Below are 22,148 nucleotides of genomic sequence, written 5' to 3'. Positions count from 1 at the left end.
CTTGAGTTCTTTTTGCTCCTGCCACTTCAAAGCAAGCTGTTCCATTTCGCTGACGATGGATTTGCTATCCTCCATTATACGACGTTCCTCGTCCAAGGCATGCGAAAAAACCTTCCGAATCCGCCGGAACGGCGAATCGGAAGGTTGGAATGCCGCGTGCTAGGCTCGCTGGACGGCGCTGAGCGTGCGCTGGCCCGCCGCGTAGTCGTCGAGCTTGGCGTAAAAATCGCGGAAGACGGCATCGCGATCGATGAAATAGGCCGATCGGATCAAATGGCGCGACGAATTGAAGCTCCAGGTGACGTTGTCGGTCAGCAGCGGACTGTGCACGATGTGGCTCCATACCGCCTGGGGCTGCGCCAGAAAGGCGACGGCGGACAGATCCCAGATGACGCGAGAGCGGCCGAAATGGTCGTCGCTGCAGCTTTCATAGCGCTCCGCGAGAAAATCGCCGATCGCTCCGCGGCCGCGTACGCGCTCGTTCACTTCAGGCAGCGTGGTCAGAAGCTGCGAGGCGACGCCCATGCACGGCACCAGGACAAACGGAACGCCGCTGTCCAGAAGCACGCGGACCGCATGGACATCCTGCTGCAGATTGAATTCATTCGCATCCGGCCAGTGCAGCGCATGTCCGCCGAGCCAGATGACGACGATCTTGCGGAGGATCGACGGCTCCAGCAAGATCGCCGAAGCGACGTTCGTGACCGCGCCGATCGCCACGACATACAGCGGCTCGTCATCCGGCATCGCCTGCGCGCGCGCGACGAGATCCCTGGCTGCCGGGCTGTCGACCGGCTCCTCCGCGCCCGGCAAATACCGCTCCGACCCGCGGAACGCGTATCCGTCCGTCGGCAAGCCGAACCGGCTCAGGATGCGCTCGATCTCCTCGTAGCTTTTTTCCATCCCGTCCTTCGGTCCGGAGGACAGCTCGTTGAAAAACGGCGCCGCGTACACGGCCTCGAGCGATACCTTCTCCGGCGAAAGCAACGCGTACGCCAGCGCGAACTGATCGTCGATCTCATTGAACGTATCGGTATCGAGCACCATCCTCGCCCTGCCCTGCGGAGCCGCCAAGCGCTCCAGCCGGAACGCTTCCTCTACCTTTGGATATCGACTCATGACGGTCCATCGCCTCCCTGTCATTTTGGCTGCCTCAGCTTCACAATGATTCGAACTTGAGCTAATCTTAACGAATCATGCCTCGGTTACCTATACCGATCTGGCTTTAATCTTGCTTGAAGTGGCTAAGGGAGGACGATGCGGGTGATCGCGCAAACGGTGTTTTTATTTCAAGCGGCCCATGAAGCGGGCAGCTCGGTCGGCATGCATCAGCACGGCTGCTGCGAGCTGGTCTACTATGCGAGCGGGAGCGGAACGACCCGCATCCACGACGTCGCCTACCGCTACGGTCCCGGCTCCTTCGCGGTGATTCGTCCCGGAACGCCGCATGACGAGAAGCGCGCGGCCGATACGCGCGTCGTCTGCGTCGGATTCCAGCTGCCGGACCGGCAGCTGCCCGCACCTCAAGAGGGCTTGTACCAAGACGCTCCGGAGCGGCCGCTCGGCCGGCGTCTGGAAGGAATGCTGGACGAGCTGGCGGAAAAGCGCGCCCATTACGCGCTGCAGCTCGATTTGGAGCTGAGCTCGCTGCTCATCCAGCTTGTCCGGGAGCAGCGGGACCCGGCGGCAGCCGTGGCGGACAGCGGGCATTGGCTTGCTTTCGCGCTGCATTATATCGACGAGCATTACCGGGAGCCGATCCGCCTCGAGCAGCTGGCCGCGATGTCCGGCTACAGCTATCATCATTTCCGCCATTGCTTCAAGCAGCGGTTCGCCGTCCCTCCGCTTGCCTACGTGCTCGGAAAAAGACTGGACGAGGCGCGCCGGCTGCTCCTGCATGCCGACCTGTCCGTACTGGAAATCGCCCTGCACTGCGGCTTCTCCAGCGACGCGCAGCTGTGCGCGATGTTCAAGCGCAGATTCGGCATGACGCCGGGGCAGTTCCGGCGCAGCGTCTAAGCCCCTGTCCCGCCGGCCGCCGGACAGGGGTGAATCGAACGCCTGCCACGGCCCCAAACCCGCTTCCGACGCGGCCCTCAGCTTCTACTCTTCCCCTGTCGCGATCAGATTCCCCGAATACGCTATTGAGGATTATAATTAAATACTTGGAGCTTAAGTTTTAGGCGGCTCCTAGTTGAGATGGTTTGCACGACGGATCAAATTCAGCCCCGTTGTGACCACTCCCCTGAACCAATCCGTTCTCATATACCCATGCTTCTGAACCGGGAGTTGCAAACCACGCCGAGGAAGACGAGGCGAAGTGTTCCTAAAAGGCAATCCAGTTTTTGCTTCGCACGAAAGGTTATGACGAACCAGCTTGTGAATGACTGCAAGCAAAGCTTCCAAGCATACAACACAACCTGACTCATTATGGGCTGGCCAGGACACACTTGCAATCTCATTTAAGTACCCATTGTTTACATTCTTCTTACATAAAAACCCAAAAATGGCCGAAACAGGACGTTTGCTCACAACCTGTCACAGCCCCTCAATCCGCGTCCGACGCGGCCTCCCGGCTCTTACTCTTTACCCGTCGCAACCGGATTCTCACTGTACGAAATCCAATCGCTCCAGCTCCCCGCGTAAAGCCTTACGTTCCCGTACCCGGCGGCTTGCAGGCCGAGCACGTTCGGGCAGGCGGTCACGCCGGAGCCGCAGTAGACGATCAGCTCGCGGTCCTGCGGGATGCCGTCCAGCGCGGCGGAGAGCGCGTCGCCGCTCTTCCAGCGGCCGTCCTTGTCCAGGACGCCCTTCCAGAAGCGGTTGACCGCCCCCGGGATATGCCCGGCCGCGCGGTCGATCGGCTCCTCGAGCCCCGCATAGCGGCGCGGCTCGCGCGAGTCGATCAGCAGCGGCGCGCTCTCGGCGGCCGCCGAGCCGCTTTCCGCTCCCGCGCCAGCGGCCGAGGCCCATGCCTCCGGCTCCGCGGTCCGCGAGGCGGCGCGTACGGCGTCCACGTCCGCCAGCAGCTCCGGACGCACGCGCGCACGGAACGCTCCCGGCACGACGACGCGCGTCGCGTCCGTGACCGGATAACCCGCCGCCTGCCAGGCAGAAAACCCCTGGTCCATCACATAAACCGCGTCATGGCCGAGCCAGCGCAGCAGCCACCAAAGGCGCGACGCCATCGCGCCGCCCTGGTCGTCGTAGGCAACGACGCGGCTGTCCGGGCCGATGCCCGCGCGGCGCAGCGCCGCCTCAAGCTCGGCCGGGTCCGGCAGCGGATGGCGGCCGCCATGCTCGCCGACCGGGGCGGACAGGTCCCGCTCCAGGTCCAGGTAGACGGCGCCCGGAACATGCGCCGCCTCGTACGCCTCGCGGCCGGACTCGGGCTTGCCGAGCGCGAACCGGCAGTCCGCGATGACGAGATCGGGCTCGTACATGCGGGCGAGCAGCCATTTCATCGAGACGATCGGATTCGGTTGATTCATCATGCCTCGCCTCCTGCTTGATGAGATTGAGGATCGGACTTGAGCTTGAACGCCGGGTTCAGGCTTCAGCGCGGCTTAAGCCTCCGCCGCCTGCCGACCCCGCAGCGCCAGCAGCACGAGCAGCAGCACGAGCAGCACCGCCCCCATGACCGCCGTCAGCTGCAGCAGCCGCTGCCAGCCGTGCAGGTCGAACAGCCAGCCGCCCAGCTTGGGGAAGATCGCGCCGCCGAGGCCGCCGCAGGCGACGAGCAGGCTCGTCGTGCGGTCGGTCATGCCCGGCAGCCGCTCGTTGACGTAGATGAGCGCGACCGCGAAGATGCCGGCCATGCAGAAGCCGGCCAGAGCGACGAGCACGAGCGTCCAGGTGAGCGTGCCCGCAGTCGCCAGCAGCACGAGCGCGGCCAGCGTCGAGGCGACGGAGCCGAGCAGATAGACGCGGTAGCCCGCCGCTCGCGTGGCGAAGCCGATCAGCAGCCGTCCGGCGACCATCGTCGCCCAGAACAGGCTGAGCACGGCGGAGGCTTCCGCCTCGCCGATGCCCGACCCCTTCGTCATGATGGACGGCAAATAGTTGGCGAACACCATCTCGAGCCCGACATACAGGAAAAAGAACGCCATGCCGACCGCGAGCAGCGGCCACGAGCCGCGGCCGTAGCCGAGCCAGCCGCGGCCGCCGGCGGGCGCAACCGCCTTGTCGCTCGCCAGCGCGCCGGCGGCCGGCACGGCCGCCGGCCCGTCCAGGCCGGGAGCGACGATCGGCTCGTCCGCCTCGCGCGCGGCCGCGGCAGGCCCGTCCGCAGGCGCAGCCGCCGCAGGCTTCGCCGTCCGCGGCGTATGGGCGACCGCTTCGTCGGCCGGGCCGAACGACAGCGTCATCCAGAGCAGCATCGAGATGCCGGCGAGCGCGGTCAGCACCGGGAAGCTCATCATCCAGATGCCGTCCCGGATGAGCAGCGCCGCCAGGCCCGGCATGGCGAGCGCGCCGGCGCCGAAGGCGACCTCCAGCCAGCCCATGACCGAGGCCTTGCCCCGGGCGAATACGTCCATGATGAGCGCGCCGACGACCGCCTCGGTCATGCCGAAGCCGAAGCCGGCGACCGGCGCGGCGACGAGGATGACGTCCCACGGAGGCAGCATGCTGTAGATCGCCTCGGCCGCCGTGAGGAAGCCGAGCGCCAGCACGAGGCCGCTTCGGCGCCCGATCCGGGACGTGATGGCGGGAGCGGCGAGCACGCCCAGCAAAAAGCCGAGGAATTGATTCGTAATCCATTGGCCGGCCGCGCCGTAGCTGAGGTCATAGTTGGCCATGACCGGCTCCAGCAGCGCCCCTGCGACCACATGGGCCAGGCCGATGACGAAATAGGAGAGACAACCGAGCAGAATCAGTTTGCGCATCGCGGCTCCTTCGATGGATTCGTTGAAGTAGGATGATTCCAGTGCTTCCTATTTTACCATGACCCGGAACCGGAATGGTATAATGGCCCTGTCCGAAGATGGCTATTATGCGAACAAGCGACAGGCGCAAGGCGCCGGAGAGGAGCCCTCATGACCATCGATCCGTTCGATCCCGCCGCCGCGTGGCAGGTCGTCCCCATGACCGAGGCCCATGCCGAGGAGGTATGCCGCTGGCGCTTCGAGCCGCCGTACGACGTGTACAACAACGATCCGTGGGACACGCTGAAGAAGCTCGAGATCGAGTTCGGCGATCCCAAGCTTCGCGAGGAGCAGTATGCGGCCGTCATCGATCCGGACGACGGCGAGCTGATGGGCTACGCCCAGTTCTTCCCGATCGTCGGCGTCACCCGCCTCGGCCTGGCGCTGCGGCCGGACCTGTGCGGCGACGGCATCGGCCCGTCGTTCGTCCGGCTGCTCGTGCGGGAGGCGCGCCGCCGCAAGCCCGAGGACGAGATCGACCTCGAGGTGCTGCTGTGGAACGTGCGCGCCCGCCGCGCTTACGAGAAGGCCGGCTTCCGCGTGACCGACCAGTACGAGCGGGGCACGCCGGACGGGCCGAAGCCCTTTTACTGCATGACGTACAAAAAAGGCCGCTGAGCTCCCGGGAGCAGCGGCCTTTCGCTTCCGGCGGCGCCGGCCCTATCGCGTCAGATGAGGCGGACGATGCGGGCTTCCTTGCCGTCGACCATCACTTCGATGACGTGGAACTTCGGCTTGTAGGCGACGACGCCCCCGCCGACATGCAGCACCGGCTCCTCGCCGAGGCCGTAGAACACATCGTCCGCCAGCGCCTCCATCACTTCCCGCTTTTCCTGGTCGCCGAGCTCGCCCCACTCTTCTCCCGTCATCTCGAAAAACGAGTACGAGTCGCGAATCGCGCTCACCGCCTCGGTCAGATCATCCAAAATATCCTTGTATTCCCTCGCATGCCTGACGCCCATCCGTCATCCCTTCCTTCCTTTTCCTTCCGCAGCTTCATGGCTCTATTGTACACGGTTATGCCATCTTCTAACGCAATGTGACTATGGTTCTGCAAAAATTTCTCTAATCTCCCCTCAAGGGGGAGTCGATATATAGGAGAAACGGGACGAAGCAGCGGGAGGGCCTGCCGGCCTGCCGCTCTCCCTCATCTTCAGATTGGACGGGGTGCATTATGGAAAAGTCAACTTTCATCGGTATCGTACTCGGCCTTGCCGCCGTTCTCGTCGGCATGGTGCTCAAGGGAGCGCCGCTCCATAACCTGGCGAATCCGGCCGCCTTCATGATCATCATCGTCGGCACGTTCGCCTCCCTGTTCATCGGCTTCCCGATGAACGAGATCGCCAAATTTCCGACGCTGCTCAAGCTGACGTTCATCAACCCGAAGCTGGTCAGCCGCCAGGACCTCATCACGATGTTCGCGGATTGGGCAAGCATCACGCGCCGCGAAGGCCTGCTCGCCCTGGAGGCGAAGGTCGAGGAGATCGAGGATCCGTTCCTGAAGAACGGCATGCGCATGGTCATCGACGGCAACGATCAGGACTTCGTCCGCGACGTGCTGCTCGAGGACATCAGCGCGATGGAGGAGCGCCACAAGGCCGGCGCCCTGCTGTTCACGCAGGCCGGCACCTACGCGCCGACGCTCGGCGTGCTCGGGGCCGTCGTCGGCCTGATCGCCGCCCTGTCGGACATGAGCGACATGAACAAGCTCGCGCATGCGATCGCAGGCGCCTTCATCGCGACGCTGCTCGGCATTTTCACCGGCTACGTGCTCTGGCATCCGATCGCCAACAAGCTCAAGCGCATCTCCAAGCGCGAATCGCAGGTCAAGCTGATGATGGTCGAAGGCCTGCTCTCGATCCAGTCCGGCGTCTCCACGATCGCCATCAACCAAAAGCTGTCCGTCTACCTCTCGCCTAAAGAGCGCCTCCAAATGCAGGAATCGAAAGAAGGGAAGCTGATTGAGCAAGAAGCATAAGCACGAGGAGCACGAAGAGCATGTGGACGAATCCTGGCTCATCCCTTACGCCGACCTGCTGACGCTGCTGCTGGCGCTGTTCATCGTCCTGTACGCCTCCAGCAGCGTCGACGCCAAGAAGTTCGAGGAGATGAGCCGCGCGTTCAACATCGCTCTGAGCGGCGGCAACGGCGTGCTCGAGAGCTACAAGTCGATCGACAAGGAGGGCATGGTCGCCGACGAGAAGACCAAGGAGCAGAGCTCCAAGGACGCGCAGTCGGAGAGCACGACGACCTCCCAGCAAGTGAATGCCGCGAACCTGGACAAAGCGATGCAGGAGCTCATGCGCCAGGAGCAGGAGGATCTCGAGAAGCTCAAGAAGCAGGTCGACCAGTACATCGAGGACAAGGGCCTGACGACCTCGCTCGAGACGAAGCTCAACCAGTCCCGTCTCATGATCACGATCAGCGACAAAGCGCTGTTCCCCTCCGGCAGCGCCACGATCAAGCCGGAGGCCGAGCAGCTCGGCACGTACATCTCCGGCATCCTGCAGAAGTATCCGAACTACGAGGTGATGGTGTCCGGGCATACGGACAATCAGCCGATCTCCAACGCCCAATTCCGCTCCAACTGGGATCTGAGCACGATGCGCGCCGTCCGCTTCATGGACGTGCTGCTGCATAACGACAAGCTCGATCCGAAGCGCTTCAGCGCGGTCGGCAACGGCGAGTACGAGCCGGTCGCGAGCAACGACACTGCCGCCGGACGGGCCAAAAACCGCCGCGTCGAGGTGTCGATCATCCGCAACTACGGCCAGCCTTCGGCCGCGCAGATGATTTCCGCCGGCTTCAAATGATCGGCTCGGCAAAAAGCCCCGCTTTTCCTGTCGCACAGGGAAAGCGGGGCTCTTTTTGATGCTCGTTTCTCGCGCGTCTTCACGATCAGCGCAGGGAGAATGGCCGGCCGCGCGACCGGTCCGCGAACGCCGCGGCCAGCTAGCCGGTTACGTGCCGGGACGCCCGGCAGGCGGCGACGGCTCGTAGCTCAGCTCCGAGAACAGCTCCTGCAGCTCCTCGCGGGTCAGATCGCGCCATTTGCCGGACGGCAGGCTGCCGAGCGTGATGTTCATGATGCGCACGCGCTGCAGCCGGCGCACCCGGTAGCCGAAGGCGCTGCACATGCGCCGGATCTGCCGGTTCTTGCCCTCGGTGAGCACGATGCGGAACACCCGCTCGCTGACGCGCGTCACTTGGCAGGGCAGCGTCATGCCGCCAAGGATGCGCACGCCCTCGCTCATTCCTTTGAGGAAGGACGGCGTCACCGGCCGGTCGATCGTGACGATATATTCCTTTTCATGCTTGCCTTCCGCCCGGAGGACGCGGTTGACGATGTCGCCGTCGTTGGTCATGAGGATGAGGCCCTCGGAGTCCTTGTCCAGCCGTCCGATCGGAAAGATCCGCTCCTGATGCCCGACGAAGTCGACGATGTTGCCCTCGACATGCAGCTCCGTCGTCGACGTGATGCCGACCGGCTTGTGCAGGGCGATGTACACATGGCGGCTGTGCGTCGACAGCAGCTCGCCCTTTACCCGCACCTCGTCGCCCGCCTCCACCTGGCTGCCGAGCAGCGCCGTCTCGCCGTTGATCGTGACCTCTCCGCCGCTGACCAGCTTGTCCGCCTCCCGGCGGGAGCAGTAGCCGGTCTCGCTAATCCACTTGTTGATACGCACCTTGCAGACACCCCGTCTTCTACGCGGTCCGGCATCGCCGGCGCCGCTGCTGATGGCTTGATTGTACCATATTTCTACTCCGCTTCACCCTGGTAAGCCGGCAAAAGCACCGTCACCGACGTGCCCTCGCCAAGCTTGCTCGCGATCCGCATGCTTCCCTTATGCGATTGGATGATCCGCTGGCTGACCATGATGCCGAGGCCGGTTCCCGTCTCCTTGGCGGTGAAGAACGGATCGCCGATGCGGGGAATGATGTCCTCGGGTATGCCGACGCCTTCATCGGTGATGCAGATCGCGACCTCCCCTTCATGGGGATGGTCGATGTCGAACGTGACGTTGCCGCCGGCCGGCATCGCTTCGATCGCATTTTTGATGATGTTGATGAACACCTGCTTGAGCTGGTTCTCCTCGCAGGAGACGAGGCATGGCTCGCGGGTGAAGCGGGTGTGGAAGACGGCATTTTTGAGATGGCCCTCGCTGTCGAGCAGCGAGATGACGTCGCCGAGCACGTAGCGCACGTCCTTCACCTGGAACCGCGCCGCCTGCGGCTTGGCCAGGATGAGGAATTCGCCGACGATCAGGTTGATCCGGTCGAGTTCCGCCAGCATGATGTCGTTATGACGCAGGCTCAGCTTGCCCGTCTCCTGCTGCAGCTGGAGGAAGCCGCGCAGCGTCGTGAGCGGATTGCGGATCTCATGCGCCACGCCGGCCGCGAGCTGGCCCACCGTCGTCAGCTTTTCCGAGCGGAGCAGCAGCTCCTCCATCTGCGAGCGGGAGGAGATGTCGCGCACGACGCTCACAAAGCCCCACGCCTCGCCCTGCGCGTCCCGCAGCGCGTTCAGCGAGCAGCTGACGCGGATATACGTGCCGCAGCGATGCCTCCACTCCTCCTCCGCGGGAGGCAGCAGCTCTCCGCTCACGAGCCGGGCGAGCTCCGCCTCCTCGTAGACGCTGTGCTGCGGATGCACGAGCTCGCGGATGTCCTTGCACAGCGCCTCCTCCTCCGTGTAGCCGAACATCTGGCAGAAGGCGCGGTTCACCTTGAGCAGGCGGAAGTCCAGGCCGATGATGACGATCGAATCGGCCGTATTCTGGATGATCGACTCCAGCTGATCCTTGATCCGCTCGTTCTCTTCGGAAGCCGCCCGCAGCTCCCCGGTATGGCGGAGCAGGTTATGGGACATGACCTTGACGCGCCGCGCGAGCTGCGACAGCTCGTCCCGTCCCTCCGCCTCGAGCGGCGTATCGAAGCGGCCTTCGGCCACGTCGCCGACCTTGCGCACGATCGCGCGCAGCGGACGGAGCACGGAACGGATGATGAGCCAAATGAGGCCCATCAGCACGAGGAATATGCCGGCGGCGCCGATCAGCTCGTTGCGGGCATGGATTCCGGACTGATGGTCGATATCGATGCGCTCCACGGCGAGGCTGATCCGGTAGGGGACGCCGTCCAGCGCGAACGGATAGCTGGTGCGCATGATATCCGTGTCCGGCACCTCGGCTTGCGCCATCGCCTGCGCGCTCTCGCGAAGCAAGCGCTTGCCCGTCTCGTCGTCAAAATAGCCGCTGGTCCCTTCGACCAGCAGCGGAGCGCCGCCGTCCTCCATGCGCCAGATGCCGATCTCGAGAATTTGCGGCTCGTATTGGACGATGAGCGGCAGCAGCTCTTCGGGCGTCATGCCCGGGCTGGCCGAAGCGCCTTCCGACCGATAGGTCGAAAAGAGCTTCACGGTCTGATCCGCAACGCTTTGCGTGAAGCGCTCGTATTGGCGCGCCAGCTCCTTGCGGATCAGCACGTCGCTGAAAGCGAGATGAAACAGAAGCATGAGGCCGACCAGCAACGAAATGAACAGGGACAGCTTCGTTTTCAACGTCACCGTCGGATACACATCCTTTGTCGTCCGCGTCTCTTTCGATCATACCATAATTATCGAACCGCCCGATATTCGCCGACAGAAGCAAAAGACTCAAAAGCTAGCGGGACTCCAAACGGCCCTTCCATCCCCATGTGGATGATTTATAAACAGAACTATCCCCAGTCCGAGCAAGTTATCCCCATAATTACGGCGTTTTCCACAGGGGAGTCGTGGATAGATGGAAAGAAGATTCAAACAATTTATCGTTATCCACAATCTTGTGCACAACATGTTAACAAAAGAATGTTTGTTCGGGGCATAATTCGACAAATTATGACGATCCCGATTCGCGCTTGCGGCGCTCGTTTCGAGTCTTGGAAAGCTTGAGGAGGCTTTTCCACAATTGTTGTGCATAATCGGGCGGAGTTGCATTGCGGCGGCGGATCAGGCACAATGGAGCCAAAACTTTACGCGGCCGCTGGCGGCCGCAGCAAGGCAGGGATGAAAGCTTGCAGCATCGAGAAGAAGACGAGCGCTGGATGAGGGAAGCGATTGCCGAGGCCCGCAAGGCCGAAGCGATCGGAGAAGTGCCGATCGGCGCGGTCGTCGTGCGCGGAGGAGAGATCATCGGCCGGGGCTTCAACCGCCGCGAGACCGGGCTCGATCCGACCGCCCATGCCGAAATGCTGGCGATCCGCGAGGCGAGCGAGGCGCTCGGCGCGTGGCGGCTGCTGGAATGCACGCTGTACGTCACGCTGGAGCCTTGCCCGATGTGCGCCGGAGCGATCGTGCAAGGAAGGGTGCCACGCGTCGTCTACGGAACGCCGGATCCGAAGGCCGGCTGCGCCGGCACGCTGATGAACCTGCTGCAGGAGCCGCGCTTCAATCATGAGGCGGCGCTCTTGTCGGGCGTCCTGCAGGAAGAATGCGCCTCTCTGCTGACCGATTTTTTCCGGCGGCTGCGCCAAATAAAAAAATCAAGCCCCTCGTAAGCGCAACAAAGGCCTCTGCCGATCCGAGCGACGGAATCCCACCTTCGCTCTCCCCGGTCAGAGGCCTTTTTTCATCTGCTTTTCCAGTCTCTGCTCACGTTGACGCTGCTGGAGTTCCACGATCAAGCCATCCGCTTCCTCGCTGATCGCGAGCACCACCGGATCCGTCAGGCTTCCTTTCGCCTCGGCCGCCTCGTACAGCTTCTTCCTCAGATCCTGCAAGCGCTCCAGCATTTCCTTTTTTTCCATCAATGGCCCAGCTACGCTCCTCGCCTCGGGTCGCCCCTCGTCATGTAGCTCTTATTATACCCCGTATGGCGGGAGCTTGTTTGTAGGAACTTGTCGACGGTTTCCAAGAAAATGAGCGAAATAATCGACAATGGCAGAGAGATTTTCGATCTATTTACCTAATTTATAGGACTTTTATCCCACAACTCTCGGGATCACGATGATCAGAACAATCAGTGCGAGGAGGAACAGCCACGCAAACGGATGGGCCCAGTTGAGCGTGAATCCGATGCCGGACCGCTTCTCCACGAACACGGACGCGTCGTTCCGATTCCAGTAAAAGGCGCCTAGCTTCCAATTGGCATCCTCGCCGGGAACCGGGGCATCCCGGCGGCCGCGGCCGAGCCGCATCATGCCGAATGCCGAACCGCCGGCGAGCAGCAGCGGCACGAGGCCGATCACGCCGATCCAGACGCCATCCTGCCCTCCGCTGCCGTACAGCATGAACGCTTGGGTCGCGCCCATGAAAACGAGGATGCCGAGGCCGAGCAGCAGCATAAGCATCGACATGCCGCGGCGGTAGCGGACCTGCTGGTCGCGGTGCTCCTGCGGCGCCCCCGGGGCGAGCCTGAGCCGCGCCGCGCCGATCGTATAGTTCGCGAACAGGAACGTCGCCAGCACGGTGAGCTGCGCGAGATTCAGCCCGAACACCGCTCCCGGCGACTTCGGCTCGATCCGGTCCGGCAAGCCCTGAGCGTTGTAGTGCAGGATGACGGGATCGACGATCCGGTCGTAAAAGAGCGCCGCCGCTCCGGCGGAGATGGCGATGACGAGCAGATGCGGCAGGAACCAAAGCAGCGGATACGCAAGCCTCTGCCGGCTGCGGATCGTCAGGTCGGCCGCCCCCCGGCTCTCCTCCTCCTCCGCCCAGCCCCGCTCCTCCTTGAGCCGCGTCGCCCTGCCGTGGCTGAGCACGAACCAGCCTCCGGCCGCCGCGAGCTGCAGCAGCAAGGCGGCTACCGGCAGCGCGCTCGTCCAGACGCTCAATTCCTCCTCGGAGCCGCCGCCGTTCAGCACGGCGAGGGCGGCCGCGATGGCGGCGATGAGCGCCGACAGGCCGAAGACGCCGGAGCGGTAGCTGCGTTTCAAGCGAAGCACCTCGGGATCGCTTTCTCGTCCGGCCGGCAGCGCCACGCCGAACAGGATGTTGCTCGGCGCCAGCGACGGCTGCAGCAGCGTAGCGCCCGTCGTGAGGGCATAGGTCCCCCCCAGCACGAGCCATGTGGCGAGTTCATTCGTCATGATCGATCCTCTCCCTTCAAGCTGCGATACGCCGAGCGGCATTGCTCGACGAATTCCTCCTCCTCCATGCTGCGGCAGACCGACTCGGCGGCCAAGGAGCGCAGCTGCCGGCTCATCATGGCCCGGAATTCCGGCGTCGCCGGCACGGAGCCGAGCGGCTGCACGACTGCGCCCTTCTGGCGATGGATCTGCACGTAGCCTTCCTGCTTGAGCCGCTGGTACGTCTTGTTGACCGTATGCAGATTGATGCTCAGGTCACCGGCGAGGCTGCGTACGGACGGCAGGCTGTCGCCTGAAGTCAGAGAGCCGTCCGCGATGCCCCGTACGATCTCGTCGTACAGCTGGCTATACAGCGGCAGCTCGGACTCGTAGTCGAGCGTGACGATCATCGAGAATCACCCCTCATTCCACTTGTTATATATGAAGTATAACAGATATTCAATGCATACCGCAACCCATCGTTCTAGCGGCTTGTCCCTCCTCATACAATGGAGCATCGAGCAGAATTCGGAAGGAGGAAAGCCGTGACGGATCGGACCAGATCGGGCGGACGCGACCGGCGTCCCGAAGCGGCCGGCAGCTTCGAAGGATGGGTGTATTGCCTAGACAGCGGCCGGCTGCAGCCGGCAGGCGAAGGACACTACGTCTTCCGCACCGGATTCCGCACCTGCGGTGGCGTCGTCTATCCGGTCGCCGTCCGCCGGCGCAGCCTGCGGGGGCCGCATCTCATCCTCTCCTCCTGAAGCTGGCGGCGATGGCGCAAAGCGCGGAGCGCGGTTGCATCGTCCGGCGGAAGCGTGCTATATTGGTTCTGATGCGCGCCCGTAGCTCAGCAGGATAGAGCAACAGTTTCCTAAACTGCAGGTCGTACGTTCGAATCGTATCGGGCGCGCCATTATATTCAACCTCAAACCCTTGCGGAGCAAGGGTTTTTCTTTTATCACAGAGTGGACCTTCTGGACTGGTTTTTGCTCGTGGGGTCAATCTGGGGTCACTTGCTTGGGGTCATCTGCTTTTTTGAGGATAAATTCGAATTCAGCGGTTGAGGACTTCACTCGAATGCGCGCAGGCAGCTCGATCCCCATTACTTTGACAGCTGCGCGTGCCCAGATCTCGGCATGTTCCTTCGAAGGCATGCTTGCGTAAACAATTTCATGTGTTGTCATGGAGGACCCCCTGCTTTGTAGTATAATTTGGAAAGAATCTGTTGAAAGGGGACAGCGATCTTGAACATCTCCCGAGGGAGATGCTTACTATCCGACCTGATCGACAAGCGGGGCTGGAACCAATCAGAATACGCCCGTCGATCTGGCCGATCCCAAAGGACAATATCGTATTTTTGCAATGACGAGCGGGTCATGAAACCAGAAGACCTGAAAACGGCGTCGATGCTGCTTGGTTGCAAAATGGACGACCTTTACGAATGGGATATTAAATAGTAAGTTGCGGTGAGATACCGCACCTCCCTCGGCACAAACTAGAACAAAATGTTCTAACTGGTCTGTGGTGGTAGCGTACCAAAATCCAACAGCAGATGCTGTCGAATCCCTTACCATTATTTTTTGTAATTTATAGCACGGTTCCATTTATCGGGATAAATATTGATATCTTACTGTCCTCCAAATTATAGTGCTCGCAGTCATTATGAGCAAAGTCCAAAAACAGCCGTATTCCGTGAATTTCAGAATTCGTTACAAAATAAAAAATGAATGTGTACGAAAAAGAATGGGCCATAATTTGAGTTCTTCAACAAAAAAAGTCTCGTACGCTCCCGATTTTGTCTGTTTAATTAGTCGATATATATTTTTAATTTCGCCAAATCAGCCTTTTCAAAGTGCCAGAACCCATTTTTCTCAGTATTCCTAAAAATTTCTCCCGTTTACTCCCTATCTCTCTTTTTTTGGCCTAGAATGTAGCAACTATTGAAGAGTTCTTTTGAAGTTCTCTCCAGTTCCGTCCGTACTGGCGCGCATGCCGAGTCGTCAGGAGCGATCGTCGGCGGACTGCTCACAGGCGGAATCAGTTTGATCGCTGGCGGCGCCATCGGCGGACGGAAGAAGGGCACTTCGCTGGCCGGCGTCACTTGTCTCGTCGATAGACAGGAATCCGATGTGTATCTCCAAGCAGATAAAGACGATTTCGGAAAAATCTCGAACATGCTGATATAAAAAAATCCTCCATTGGCCTTCGCGGCTGGTGGGGGATTTTCAATACTACTTTTCGCGAAACCCTTCAAACTCAACTCCATAGTTGCCAGCTGGGGTATTAGCAACTAGCTTTACCTTTTTGCTATTGGTGATCCTATAAACCTATGCAGCACCTACCCCAACAATAAAAGCTGGTATCAACAATTTGTCCAAAGCTGGTCCCATTCTCTCACCTCACACATAATTTACCTGTTTCTATTATGAGGGAAGCTTGTAAAGAAATGCAATGGTTCAAGAGGACAAGCTGAGATTAGTTTAATGGGATCCCGGCGCAGACGCGAAACGCGTTGGCCATCTGATTGTACCTACTCGAGTCGCGCCCCGACTCCTTGGCCGCGAACCAGGCCGGCGACAGCCAGGAGTAGATGATCTCCTGCGCGTTGCTCTTGGGCAGCCCTTCGCCAGCCGCCGCGGCGCGGACGTTGGCCGCCAGACGCTCGTAATGCGCAGCCTCCTCGCGGAGCCCATGCTGCAGGGCCGCATGCCGCGCCGGCTGGATGTACGAGACGATGACATGGTCCCGCACGTCTGCCGGCAGCTTGGCCATCGAAGGCGCCGGGCGCACGGCCGTCGCCATCTCTGCGGTGACGTCGCGGATCAGGTCACCGAGCGTCTTGCCGCCGGCCGCGAGTGCCTGGTCGATATCCCGCTTGCGGGTCGGATCCAGCTGCCGGTGGCTAACAATGTGCGTGGACGGCGTCTTGTCCCAGCGCGCGCAGCACAGCGCGAGGTACCAAACAAGCCGAGCATAGGCCGCGGCAAAGACGATCGAGCCGCCGAAGCACAGCTCGATGCCAAGTGCAGCATGGTTGGCGTCGTAGCCGTACAGCTCGTTGTTCGTCTTGACCGAGCGGACGACATGGTAGGCCCGCTCCGCCGGATCCGCGCCGGTCCCGGTCGGGATGATCTCCAAGATGCGCTTGTCGTCGATGAACACATGGGCCGAAGCGGTCCGCTCCGTCTGGCGGTCGAAATAGCGGTAATGGGCGTCGGCCGTCGCGCCCGGGTTGCCGGTGTCGTGAGCAACAAAAAAGGCCGGGCTGCCGGTTACGAGCCGGGTGCCTGGCCTTACATTGGGGCGCCGGTCGATGTATCTGCGCTCGATCGGATACTTATTGAGGTCCATGCTGGCCCTCCTCGCCGGCGACCGCCTCGCGGGTCTGCTTCACAAGCTGGTTGCCGTAGACGGACACGGCGCCGCACAGGACGCCTTGGATAACGCCCTCGACGCTCCAGCCGAGCAACAGGCAGGTCAGCAGCACGGCGACCGCCGTGACGGCGTAGACGATGCTCCAGTTGGGCACGCGCGGCGTCTGGCCAGACTTGTTATTGTTCAACTTGCTGGCAACAGCAAATTAATCTGATTGGTGCCTTTCACATCAATTGATGTGACTTGGCTGTTCACTGTTTTCATCGCGGCCGGCTTGAATCCCTGATAACTCTTGAGGTAAAGTTTCTTCGTAACGCCGATATCCATCACGATAAATGTCAGGATGTCCTTGTCATTGGCGGCAAAATAATCAGCGCCCCCGAAATCAAAATTTCCCGTTGTCCGAAACGTGAAGCCGCCATTGAGGCGAAGCGTCAGTTCCTCTCCAGGCATGAGCATATGGTTAATCTGCTTGATCTCATTCGCGTTCGCAGCATCAAGCCAAATAAACTGCTTTCGTTTTATCGTAATAGAATCCGATGAAGGAAAGATGCGCGGAACCATGCCCTGATGTTCGGCGTCCCGCTCGAGACGATCGTGAAAGGGCATGACAACTACAAATACCGGCCGTTCGGAAAAGTGGCGGAGCTCGCGTGCGGCTTCCAGGGCGGCGCCGGCGCGCTCGAGGCGATGGACAGTAAGCGGGGAATCGACCCGGAGGAGTATCCGCGGCTCGTGCGGCAATGGTGCGATGCCAATCCCAACATCCGGAAGCTGTGGTATGCGGCAGAGGAAGCGGCGGTGCGGGCGGTGACGCAGAAGACGACCGTCAAGCTGAAGCACGGCGTCCAGTACCGTTACGCCGGCGGCATCCTGTTTGCGGATCTGCCGAGCGGCCGCAGCCTTGCCTACGTACAGCCGCAAGTGCAGATAGAGACGATTCGCCCTCCGGGCAAGGATCCGTTTGAGAAGGAGTGCCTGAGCTTCTGGGGCATGGATCAAGTCAAAAAACATTCATGTCCGTTCCGTTCACAATCCATCCATGAAAAAGTGGATCTTTACTTCGGCTGTCTAAAATCTCTTCTACTTGTCAAAGCTAGGTTTAAGAGGGGCAGAGAAATACGTGGTTTTTAATGGTGGTATATCCCCGTGCAAAAAACCGTTTTGTGGTCGTCATGAGCACATTCCATTGTCGCCATCCCTTTTGTGATGAGCACTTGTAAAAAAATTCTGCCTCTCATCGACCTGTCTGTCCCTCCACTACTTGCTGGAGGGATTTTTGCTATGGACGCTATTTTAGAACGCTGCTGCGGACTGGACGTTCACCGCAATACCGTTGTTGCTTGCCTGCTCACCGGTCCGCTCGATCGCAGACCAACGAAAGAAATCCGCACCTTCTCCACCATGTCCAAGGGGCTGCATGAGCTGCTGGAGTGGCTAACCGCAGCACAGAGTGCGAGCATGTCGCGATGGAAAGCACCGGCCTCTATTGGAAGCCCGTGTACCATATGCTGGAGGAGACCATGGACATCAAGCTCGCCAATGCCCAGCGCATCATCTCCGATGTGTTCGGTGTGTCAGGGCGAGCCTTGCTCCATTCGATTATGGCCGATGGCTGCTTAAACCAAGAAACCGTAGCGTCGCTCGTCAAAGGCTCGATCAAGAAAAAGCTCCCTCAGCTCATGGATGCGCTGAACGGCACGTTGTCCGCGAACCATCGTTTTCTCCTCCAAGAGTCGTGGGAGCATCTCATGTACGTCGAGCAATCCCTCGCCCGGTTTGATGCCAAGATCGACGCTCACCTCGAACCCTATCGACTAGAGGTCGAGCTCATTCGCTCCATACCTGGCATCGATTCGACTTCCGCGGCGTCCATCTTGGCCGAGATTGGGGCGGATATGCTCCAGTTTCATTCGGAGAAGCACCTTGCTTCTTGGGCCGGACTTTCTCCGGGAAACAACGAAAGCGCCGGAAAGAAGAAATCATCCCGCATTTCCAGTGGAAATCCTCACGTTAAATCCGTCTTGGTGGAATGTGCATGGGCTGCTTCTCGAACCAAACGAACATACCTATCTTCAACGTTCTGGAAACTCGCAGCAAGACGAGGGAAGAAGAAAGCCCTGATTGCGATCGCTCATAAAAAGCTCACGATTGTGTATCACTTGCTGCTTCGACAAGAGCCTTACCACGATCTTGGCGAGGATTATTTGGATACGCTCGTTCGAGATTCCAAAGCGAAGCGGTTGATTCGACAGCTTCAATCCTTAGGGTATGATGTTCCGCCTCTCATTCAACCTGAAGAAGCCTCCTGAACGACTCTACGAATACGGTTTTTCAATCAGGGACGGCCAAAAGCATAATCAGCCGCCTCGGACATCCTATTGCCGTTTTTCCCTTGAGCTGGGTTGATGGTGCCACTGCACGACTGACTCTGGGGTAACTCGAAGAAGTCCATTTTCGTAAAAAAAAGTGGGAGAAGCAGCGGACCTACGGCGGTCGGCTGGTGGAGAACTTGGTGCAGGCGATCGCGCGGGACTGCCTGGCGGAGATACTGCGGCGGCTCGATCGTGCGGGGCTGGAGATCGTCATGCACGTGCACGACGAGGTGGTCATCGACGCAACCGGCGACGACGGGCTGCTGGAGCGGGTTACGGCTCTCATGGGAGAGCCGATCGACTGGGCGCCAGAGCTGCCGCTGGCGGCGGCAGGGTTCGAGTGCGAGTTTTACCAGAAGGACTAATGGAAATAACCCAATTTATTTAAAATTTCAATAATACCATTTCTAAGTATGCTATTTGGGATTCCGATTGATTTCTCTTCGAGATGGTTTTGAACGAAGGTAAATGCATCTTTGCTATTTACTTCTCCAGCAGGTGTAACATCTAAATACTTTAGAAGTAAATCCTCGACTAATTTCTCATGATTCGGCTTTAAAATTTTTCTCGGTACGCTAATTTTTATTTTATTAACATCATTTTGAAGTTCACTCAAACGATCAAGTACTAAATCCATTGGCGTTACTTCTGTTTCATCAAGCTTTACAACTTTAAATTCACCAAAGCTTTTTAGAAATGGAGAATGACCCGGATTATTTTTAGCATCCTCATAGGTTGCAATTACTTTTCTTAATAATGAAGCTTTAAAATCAACTATTTTTGAAAAGCGTAAATCTCTTGGGTACTCGAGATGTTCTATTCCACCAGTATCAAAGGAATAGTTTGTTTTATCATCCTTTATGATGACAGTTGGTTTATCAAATGCAAGACGCATTCCTAATTCAAACATAACATTTGGATTTTTGCAGCTTACATCACAAATAATAATATCTGAATTATAAAGACCTTGAACAATCCGCTTATGAATTAACCCGCTACTATCAGATTCACTTACTAATTTTGATTCAAATTCGTAACCTTCGATATCTGTAAGTGCTTCCACAATTATTGACTTTACGTCAATCCAATGGTCTGGTCCGCAATTGTCAATGGAAGCTATCGGCATTACAAGTCCAGCCTTGAGCTTAGTTACTTCTTTATCCATATGCTAACCCCCTCCGACAATTTGTTTATCATTTTATTTCATAAAGATTTCAAAGTAAATAAGAGAAATGAGTGATCTAAATGAGTCTCGATAAAGCGGTTGAGAAGATCAAGGCCGAGATGGCCAGCTCCAATAACAACGGCTACGTGAAGGTTGTCGGCGAGTTCCTGCTGCAGCACCTGGAGGCTGACCCGAGCTTCGCCGTCCACGTCCTGGCCGAGAGCAAGTCCATCACGCGCAGCCTAGACAGCATGCGCAAGATCGCCGAGAAGCAACAGGTCGGCAACATGGCCGTGCTCTCGGATGCGGATGGCTTTGCGATCGTCGTCAAGTACTTCGCCGAGCCTGTGCCGCCAGCGGCTACCCCGGCGCCTGCATCTCCGCCCGCTGAGGCCAAGCCGGAGACGCCATCGGCAGCAGCACCTGTTCCGGAGCCCGTTGAGCCGCCGGCGCCAGAGGTCGAAGAGGATGAAGACTTCGACTTCGACGCGCTGCTCGGGTAGGGGTACGTGTCATGCCCAAGAGCAGCCGATTCGACGAGTTGGAGTTCATGCGGCATTTCCCCTCCGACATCAGCGATGAGATCCGAGATTACTGCACGGACGAGGTGCTGGCCAGCAGCCGGTACCTCTTTACCACCCGGGAGGGCAGGCAGCAGATCGCCTACTGCACGCACTGCAAGCTCGAGCACCACAGCTACGGGCTCCGGCACGGCAAGATCGAGGAGTGCCCGTTCTGCCGTTCGGCCTGCCGGGTCAAGGCGTCCGGCCGCGGCTGGAAGAGGCTAATCGACGAGGCGTACCTGATTGGGTAGGGCCTTCCTGGACAACTGCATCGACCATGTCCTCTCCATCCAGAAGAACAAGATCGACGTCCAGAAGGGCAGCTTCTCCTCGTGGTGGGAGAACAAGCAGCGCGAGGACCAGTTCGAGCTCGGAGAGAACGAAAAGCTGCAGAAGGAGATCAAGCGCCTGACCGACGCTTCCCGCCGGACGCGGGAATGGTCGCATGCGGTGGAGAAGAGCAAAAACGGCACGACGAACTCCGGCTCCAAGCTCGACAAGGGCTATGTCGGCCACAAGGCCGCCAAGATGATGAAGCGCTCCCTGACGGCGGAGCGGCGGCGGCAGTCGTCCGCGGACGAGAAGGCGAAGCTGCTCAAAAACGTCGAGAGCGCCGACAGCCTGAGCCTGTCGCAGCTGAGCTATCATCGCGACCGGCTCGTCGAGGCCGTCGACCTGTCGATCCGCTACGGCGGCCAGGCGGTGTGCTCCGGCGTGCGCTTCGACATCGGGCAGGGGGACCGCGCCGCCATCACAGGCCGCAACGGGTCCGGCAAGTCGAGCCTGCTGCGGCTCGTCTGCGGCGAGCCCGTGCCCCATGAAGGCGCGCTCCGCATCGGCAGCCAGCTGAAGATCTCCTATGTGTCGCAGGACACCTCCCGTCTGCAGGGCGATCTGACGAGCTACGCCCGCTCCTGGGGCATCGACGAGAGCTTGTTCAAGGCGATCCTGCGCAAGCTCGACTTCGCCCGCACGCAGTTCGACAAGGATATCTCGTCCTACAGCGGCGGGCAGAAGAAGAAGGTGCTGATCGCGCGCAGCCTGTGCGAGCCGGCGCATCTGCATGTGTGGGATGAGGCGCTCAACTTCATCGACGTCATCTCCCGCATGCAGATCGAGGAGCTGCTGCTCGAGCATGACCCGACGCTGCTGTTCGTCGAGCATGACCGCGAGTTCAGCCGGGCGGTCGCGACGAAAACGATCGAGCTGTAAGCTTTTTTCTCCTTGATCTGGAATATCGAGGCGTCCCTTCCGTTATAAGGAGTAGGAAGCATCGACTTGAGAGGAAGTGGCGGCATGGGGTTGTTTGACGGATTGATGGGCAATGCATCCGAGCTGAATCCGGCCGATGTGCAGCGGGAGTTCCAGCATATGCTCGCCCGCAACGAGCGGGTCGAGAAGGGCTACAAGCTAATCCGCGACATGTTCATCTTCACCGATCGTCGGCTCATTCTGGTCGACAAGCAGGGCCTTACCGGCAAAAAGACGGAGTATCACTCGTATGCGTACAAGAGCATCACGCATTTCTCCATCGAGACTGCCGGTCATTTCGATCTGGACGCGGAGCTGAAATTCTGGGTGTCGGGGAACCCGAGCCCCGTCACCAAGACGTTCAACAAATCGCTCAACATTTACGAGCTGCAGAGCGTGCTGGCCGAATTCGTCTGCAAGTGAACGGAGAGCCTCCTTGGCGGGGCTC

At 59.6% G+C, this 22,148-nt stretch carries 27 protein-coding genes, 1 tRNA gene and 2 pseudogenes; 16 read left to right on the top strand and 14 right to left on the bottom strand.

Annotation, left to right across the window (positions count from 1 at the left end; genetic code table 11):
- Positions 1-159: 159 nt before the first annotated feature.
- Positions 160-1,119: a nucleoside hydrolase gene (locus NYE40_RS00780; protein WP_339279175.1), complete on the bottom strand. Its 960-nt coding sequence runs from the start codon at positions 1,117-1,119 to the stop codon at positions 160-162.
- Positions 1,120-1,263: 144 nt separating this feature from the next.
- Here NYE40_RS00780 and NYE40_RS00775 point away from each other — a divergent pair, with 144 nt between their 5' ends.
- Positions 1,264-2,019 carry an AraC family transcriptional regulator gene (locus NYE40_RS00775; protein WP_339279174.1) on the top strand — a complete coding sequence of 252 codons (756 nt, stop codon included), beginning with the start codon at positions 1,264-1,266 and terminating at the stop codon, positions 2,017-2,019.
- 560 nt (positions 2,020-2,579) lie between these two features.
- Here NYE40_RS00775 and NYE40_RS00770 read toward each other — a convergent pair.
- Together NYE40_RS00770 and NYE40_RS00765 are read right to left on the bottom strand one after the other, a co-directional pair.
- The gene (locus NYE40_RS00770; RefSeq protein ID WP_339279173.1) at positions 2,580-3,494 is read right to left on the bottom strand and encodes a sulfurtransferase; all 915 of its coding nucleotides are present in this window, start codon (positions 3,492-3,494) and stop codon (positions 2,580-2,582) included.
- 72 nt (positions 3,495-3,566) lie between these two features.
- On the bottom strand, positions 3,567-4,886 hold the full coding sequence (locus tag NYE40_RS00765; protein WP_153782542.1) for an MFS transporter: 1,320 nt from the start codon (positions 4,884-4,886) through the stop codon (positions 3,567-3,569).
- Positions 4,887-5,036: 150 nt separating this feature from the next.
- Here NYE40_RS00765 and NYE40_RS00760 point away from each other — a divergent pair, with 150 nt between their 5' ends.
- On the top strand, positions 5,037-5,543 hold the full coding sequence (locus NYE40_RS00760) for a GNAT family N-acetyltransferase (RefSeq protein ID WP_028600717.1): 507 nt from the start codon (positions 5,037-5,039) through the stop codon (positions 5,541-5,543).
- Positions 5,544-5,593: 50 nt separating this feature from the next.
- Here the strand turns inward: NYE40_RS00760 and NYE40_RS00755 are convergent, their stop codons facing one another.
- Positions 5,594-5,887: a hypothetical protein gene (locus NYE40_RS00755; protein ID WP_028600718.1), complete on the bottom strand. Its 294-nt coding sequence runs from the start codon at positions 5,885-5,887 to the stop codon at positions 5,594-5,596.
- 212 nt (positions 5,888-6,099) lie between these two features.
- Between NYE40_RS00755 and motA the strand changes: the two genes are divergently transcribed.
- Entirely contained in the window at positions 6,100-6,903 is an 804-nt protein-coding gene (motA, locus tag NYE40_RS00750) for a flagellar motor stator protein MotA (protein WP_028600719.1), read from the top strand.
- Positions 6,887-7,738, top strand: coding sequence for a flagellar motor protein MotB (gene motB, locus NYE40_RS00745; protein WP_028600720.1), 852 nt, complete (start codon positions 6,887-6,889; stop codon positions 7,736-7,738). Before motA ends, motB begins: the two co-directional genes overlap by 17 nt.
- A gap of 147 nt (positions 7,739-7,885) precedes the next feature.
- On the opposite strand, the gene rluF is transcribed toward motB, so the two are convergent.
- Together rluF and NYE40_RS00735 are read right to left on the bottom strand one after the other, a co-directional pair.
- Positions 7,886-8,611 (bottom strand): 23S rRNA pseudouridine(2604) synthase RluF, encoded by a 726-nt coding sequence (rluF, locus tag NYE40_RS00740; RefSeq protein WP_028600721.1) that lies wholly within the window; start codon positions 8,609-8,611, stop codon positions 7,886-7,888.
- 74 nt (positions 8,612-8,685) lie between these two features.
- Positions 8,686-10,488, bottom strand: a complete 1,803-nt coding sequence (locus tag NYE40_RS00735; RefSeq protein WP_339279172.1) for an ATP-binding protein — start codon at positions 10,486-10,488, stop codon at positions 8,686-8,688.
- Positions 10,489-10,976: 488 nt separating this feature from the next.
- Between NYE40_RS00735 and tadA the strand changes: the two genes are divergently transcribed.
- Entirely contained in the window at positions 10,977-11,459 is a 483-nt protein-coding gene (gene tadA / locus NYE40_RS00730; RefSeq protein WP_339279171.1) for a tRNA adenosine(34) deaminase TadA, read from the top strand.
- A gap of 57 nt (positions 11,460-11,516) precedes the next feature.
- On the opposite strand, the gene NYE40_RS00725 is transcribed toward tadA, so the two are convergent.
- From NYE40_RS00725 to NYE40_RS00715, 3 genes are all read right to left on the bottom strand, one after another.
- Entirely contained in the window at positions 11,517-11,708 is a 192-nt protein-coding gene (locus NYE40_RS00725; RefSeq protein WP_028600724.1) for an aspartyl-phosphate phosphatase Spo0E family protein, read from the bottom strand.
- A gap of 174 nt (positions 11,709-11,882) precedes the next feature.
- A complete protein-coding gene (locus NYE40_RS00720; RefSeq protein ID WP_339279170.1) occupies positions 11,883-12,989 on the bottom strand; it encodes a DUF5808 domain-containing protein in 1,107 nt (368 codons plus the stop codon).
- A complete protein-coding gene (locus NYE40_RS00715; protein ID WP_339279169.1) occupies positions 12,986-13,378 on the bottom strand; it encodes a GntR family transcriptional regulator in 393 nt (130 codons plus the stop codon). Before NYE40_RS00715 ends, NYE40_RS00720 begins: the two co-directional genes overlap by 4 nt.
- 135 nt (positions 13,379-13,513) lie before the next feature.
- Between NYE40_RS00715 and NYE40_RS00710 the strand changes: the two genes are divergently transcribed.
- Together NYE40_RS00710 and NYE40_RS00705 are read left to right on the top strand one after the other, a co-directional pair.
- Positions 13,514-13,732, top strand: coding sequence for a hypothetical protein (locus NYE40_RS00710; RefSeq protein WP_028600727.1), 219 nt, complete (start codon positions 13,514-13,516; stop codon positions 13,730-13,732).
- Between the two features lie 75 nt (positions 13,733-13,807).
- A tRNA-Arg gene (locus NYE40_RS00705) sits at positions 13,808-13,884 on the top strand.
- An 85-nt stretch (positions 13,885-13,969) separates the two neighbouring features.
- On the opposite strand, the gene NYE40_RS00700 is transcribed toward NYE40_RS00705, so the two are convergent.
- Complete coding sequence (locus tag NYE40_RS00700; RefSeq protein ID WP_339279168.1) at positions 13,970-14,155, bottom strand: hypothetical protein; 186 nt, start codon at positions 14,153-14,155, stop codon at positions 13,970-13,972.
- 60 nt (positions 14,156-14,215) lie between these two features.
- Between NYE40_RS00700 and NYE40_RS00695 the strand changes: the two genes are divergently transcribed.
- Together NYE40_RS00695 and NYE40_RS00690 are read left to right on the top strand one after the other, a co-directional pair.
- Positions 14,216-14,428 (top strand): helix-turn-helix transcriptional regulator, encoded by a 213-nt coding sequence (locus NYE40_RS00695; RefSeq protein ID WP_339279167.1) that lies wholly within the window; start codon positions 14,216-14,218, stop codon positions 14,426-14,428.
- A 483-nt stretch (positions 14,429-14,911) separates the two neighbouring features.
- Positions 14,912-15,157 (top strand): hypothetical protein, encoded by a 246-nt coding sequence (locus tag NYE40_RS00690; protein ID WP_339279166.1) that lies wholly within the window; start codon positions 14,912-14,914, stop codon positions 15,155-15,157.
- A gap of 289 nt (positions 15,158-15,446) precedes the next feature.
- On the opposite strand, the gene NYE40_RS00685 is transcribed toward NYE40_RS00690, so the two are convergent.
- From NYE40_RS00685 to NYE40_RS00675, 3 genes are read right to left on the bottom strand one after another with little or no spacing between them, the layout of a single operon-like run.
- Positions 15,447-16,322: an N-acetylmuramoyl-L-alanine amidase gene (locus tag NYE40_RS00685; protein ID WP_339279165.1), complete on the bottom strand. Its 876-nt coding sequence runs from the start codon at positions 16,320-16,322 to the stop codon at positions 15,447-15,449.
- Positions 16,309-16,533: a phage holin family protein gene (locus tag NYE40_RS00680; protein WP_339279164.1), complete on the bottom strand. Its 225-nt coding sequence runs from the start codon at positions 16,531-16,533 to the stop codon at positions 16,309-16,311. The genes NYE40_RS00685 and NYE40_RS00680 overlap by 14 nt, the downstream gene beginning before the upstream one ends.
- Positions 16,530-16,910 (bottom strand): hypothetical protein, encoded by a 381-nt coding sequence (locus tag NYE40_RS00675; RefSeq protein ID WP_339279163.1) that lies wholly within the window; start codon positions 16,908-16,910, stop codon positions 16,530-16,532. The genes NYE40_RS00680 and NYE40_RS00675 overlap by 4 nt, the downstream gene beginning before the upstream one ends.
- A gap of 6 nt (positions 16,911-16,916) precedes the next feature.
- On the opposite strand from NYE40_RS00675, the gene NYE40_RS00670 reads away from it, so the two are divergent.
- The 3 genes and pseudogenes from NYE40_RS00670 to NYE40_RS00660 all read left to right on the top strand — a co-directional run bounded on the left by NYE40_RS00670 (position 16,917) and on the right by NYE40_RS00660 (position 19,086).
- A complete protein-coding gene (locus NYE40_RS00670) occupies positions 16,917-17,480 on the top strand; it encodes a hypothetical protein (protein WP_339279162.1) in 564 nt (187 codons plus the stop codon).
- Positions 17,481-17,630: 150 nt separating this feature from the next.
- Positions 17,631-18,658 (top strand): annotated as a pseudogene (locus tag NYE40_RS00665) (IS110 family transposase).
- A 191-nt stretch (positions 18,659-18,849) separates the two neighbouring features.
- Positions 18,850-19,086 carry a hypothetical protein gene (locus NYE40_RS00660; protein ID WP_339279161.1) on the top strand — a complete coding sequence of 79 codons (237 nt, stop codon included), beginning with the start codon at positions 18,850-18,852 and terminating at the stop codon, positions 19,084-19,086.
- On the opposite strand, the gene NYE40_RS00655 is transcribed toward NYE40_RS00660, so the two are convergent.
- Positions 19,083-19,886, bottom strand: coding sequence for a hypothetical protein (locus tag NYE40_RS00655; RefSeq protein WP_339279160.1), 804 nt, complete (start codon positions 19,884-19,886; stop codon positions 19,083-19,085). The genes NYE40_RS00660 and NYE40_RS00655 overlap by 4 nt on opposite strands.
- 80 nt (positions 19,887-19,966) lie before the next feature.
- On the opposite strand from NYE40_RS00655, the gene NYE40_RS00650 reads away from it, so the two are divergent.
- The 4 genes and pseudogenes from NYE40_RS00650 to NYE40_RS00635 all read left to right on the top strand — a co-directional run bounded on the left by NYE40_RS00650 (position 19,967) and on the right by NYE40_RS00635 (position 22,123).
- Positions 19,967-20,389 carry a hypothetical protein gene (locus NYE40_RS00650; protein ID WP_339279159.1) on the top strand — a complete coding sequence of 141 codons (423 nt, stop codon included), beginning with the start codon at positions 19,967-19,969 and terminating at the stop codon, positions 20,387-20,389.
- A gap of 11 nt (positions 20,390-20,400) precedes the next feature.
- A complete protein-coding gene (locus NYE40_RS00645; RefSeq protein ID WP_339279158.1) occupies positions 20,401-20,700 on the top strand; it encodes a hypothetical protein in 300 nt (99 codons plus the stop codon).
- A pseudogene (locus NYE40_RS00640) lies at positions 20,699-21,661 on the top strand (ATP-binding cassette domain-containing protein); the annotation flags it as partial. The gene NYE40_RS00645 and the pseudogene NYE40_RS00640, both read left to right, overlap by 2 nt.
- 84 nt (positions 21,662-21,745) lie before the next feature.
- The gene (locus NYE40_RS00635; RefSeq protein WP_028600729.1) at positions 21,746-22,123 is read left to right on the top strand and encodes a PH domain-containing protein; all 378 of its coding nucleotides are present in this window, start codon (positions 21,746-21,748) and stop codon (positions 22,121-22,123) included.
- Positions 22,124-22,148: the final 25 nt, after the last annotated feature.

Source organism: Paenibacillus sp. FSL W8-1187, assembly GCF_037965485.1.
Lineage (GTDB): Bacteria > Bacillota > Bacilli > Paenibacillales > Paenibacillaceae > Paenibacillus_O > Paenibacillus_O pasadenensis.
Note: the sequence above shows the minus strand (reverse complement) of the source record. Positions and strands in the feature narration are given on the sequence as shown.

Bases quoted from the DNA above. Each gene is read 5' to 3' on its own strand.
- NYE40_RS00645 (WP_339279158.1), top strand. From the start codon at position 20,401: ATGCCCAAGAGCAGCCGATTCGACGAGTTGGAGTTCATGCGGCATTTC.
- NYE40_RS00770 (WP_339279173.1), bottom strand. From the start codon at position 3,494: ATGATGAATCAACCGAATCCGATCGTCTCGATGAAATGGCTGCTCGCC.
- NYE40_RS00650 (WP_339279159.1), top strand. From the start codon at position 19,967: ATGAGTCTCGATAAAGCGGTTGAGAAGATCAAGGCCGAGATGGCCAGC.
- motA (WP_028600719.1), top strand. From the start codon at position 6,100: ATGGAAAAGTCAACTTTCATCGGTATCGTACTCGGCCTTGCCGCCGTT.
- NYE40_RS00780 (WP_339279175.1), bottom strand. From the start codon at position 1,119: ATGAGTCGATATCCAAAGGTAGAGGAAGCGTTCCGGCTGGAGCGCTTG.
- NYE40_RS00670 (WP_339279162.1), top strand. From the start codon at position 16,917: ATGTTCGGCGTCCCGCTCGAGACGATCGTGAAAGGGCATGACAACTAC.
- NYE40_RS00685 (WP_339279165.1), bottom strand. From the start codon at position 16,322: ATGGACCTCAATAAGTATCCGATCGAGCGCAGATACATCGACCGGCGC.
- NYE40_RS00635 (WP_028600729.1), top strand. From the start codon at position 21,746: ATGGGGTTGTTTGACGGATTGATGGGCAATGCATCCGAGCTGAATCCG.
- NYE40_RS00765 (WP_153782542.1), bottom strand. From the start codon at position 4,886: ATGCGCAAACTGATTCTGCTCGGTTGTCTCTCCTATTTCGTCATCGGC.
- NYE40_RS00715 (WP_339279169.1), bottom strand. From the start codon at position 13,378: ATGATCGTCACGCTCGACTACGAGTCCGAGCTGCCGCTGTATAGCCAG.
- NYE40_RS00700 (WP_339279168.1), bottom strand. From the start codon at position 14,155: ATGACAACACATGAAATTGTTTACGCAAGCATGCCTTCGAAGGAACAT.
- NYE40_RS00720 (WP_339279170.1), bottom strand. From the start codon at position 12,989: ATGACGAATGAACTCGCCACATGGCTCGTGCTGGGGGGGACCTATGCC.
- NYE40_RS00675 (WP_339279163.1), bottom strand. From the start codon at position 16,910: ATGGTTCCGCGCATCTTTCCTTCATCGGATTCTATTACGATAAAACGA.
- NYE40_RS00760 (WP_028600717.1), top strand. From the start codon at position 5,037: ATGACCATCGATCCGTTCGATCCCGCCGCCGCGTGGCAGGTCGTCCCC.
- NYE40_RS00755 (WP_028600718.1), bottom strand. From the start codon at position 5,887: ATGGGCGTCAGGCATGCGAGGGAATACAAGGATATTTTGGATGATCTG.
- NYE40_RS00725 (WP_028600724.1), bottom strand. From the start codon at position 11,708: ATGGAAAAAAAGGAAATGCTGGAGCGCTTGCAGGATCTGAGGAAGAAG.
- NYE40_RS00655 (WP_339279160.1), bottom strand. From the start codon at position 19,886: ATGGATAAAGAAGTAACTAAGCTCAAGGCTGGACTTGTAATGCCGATA.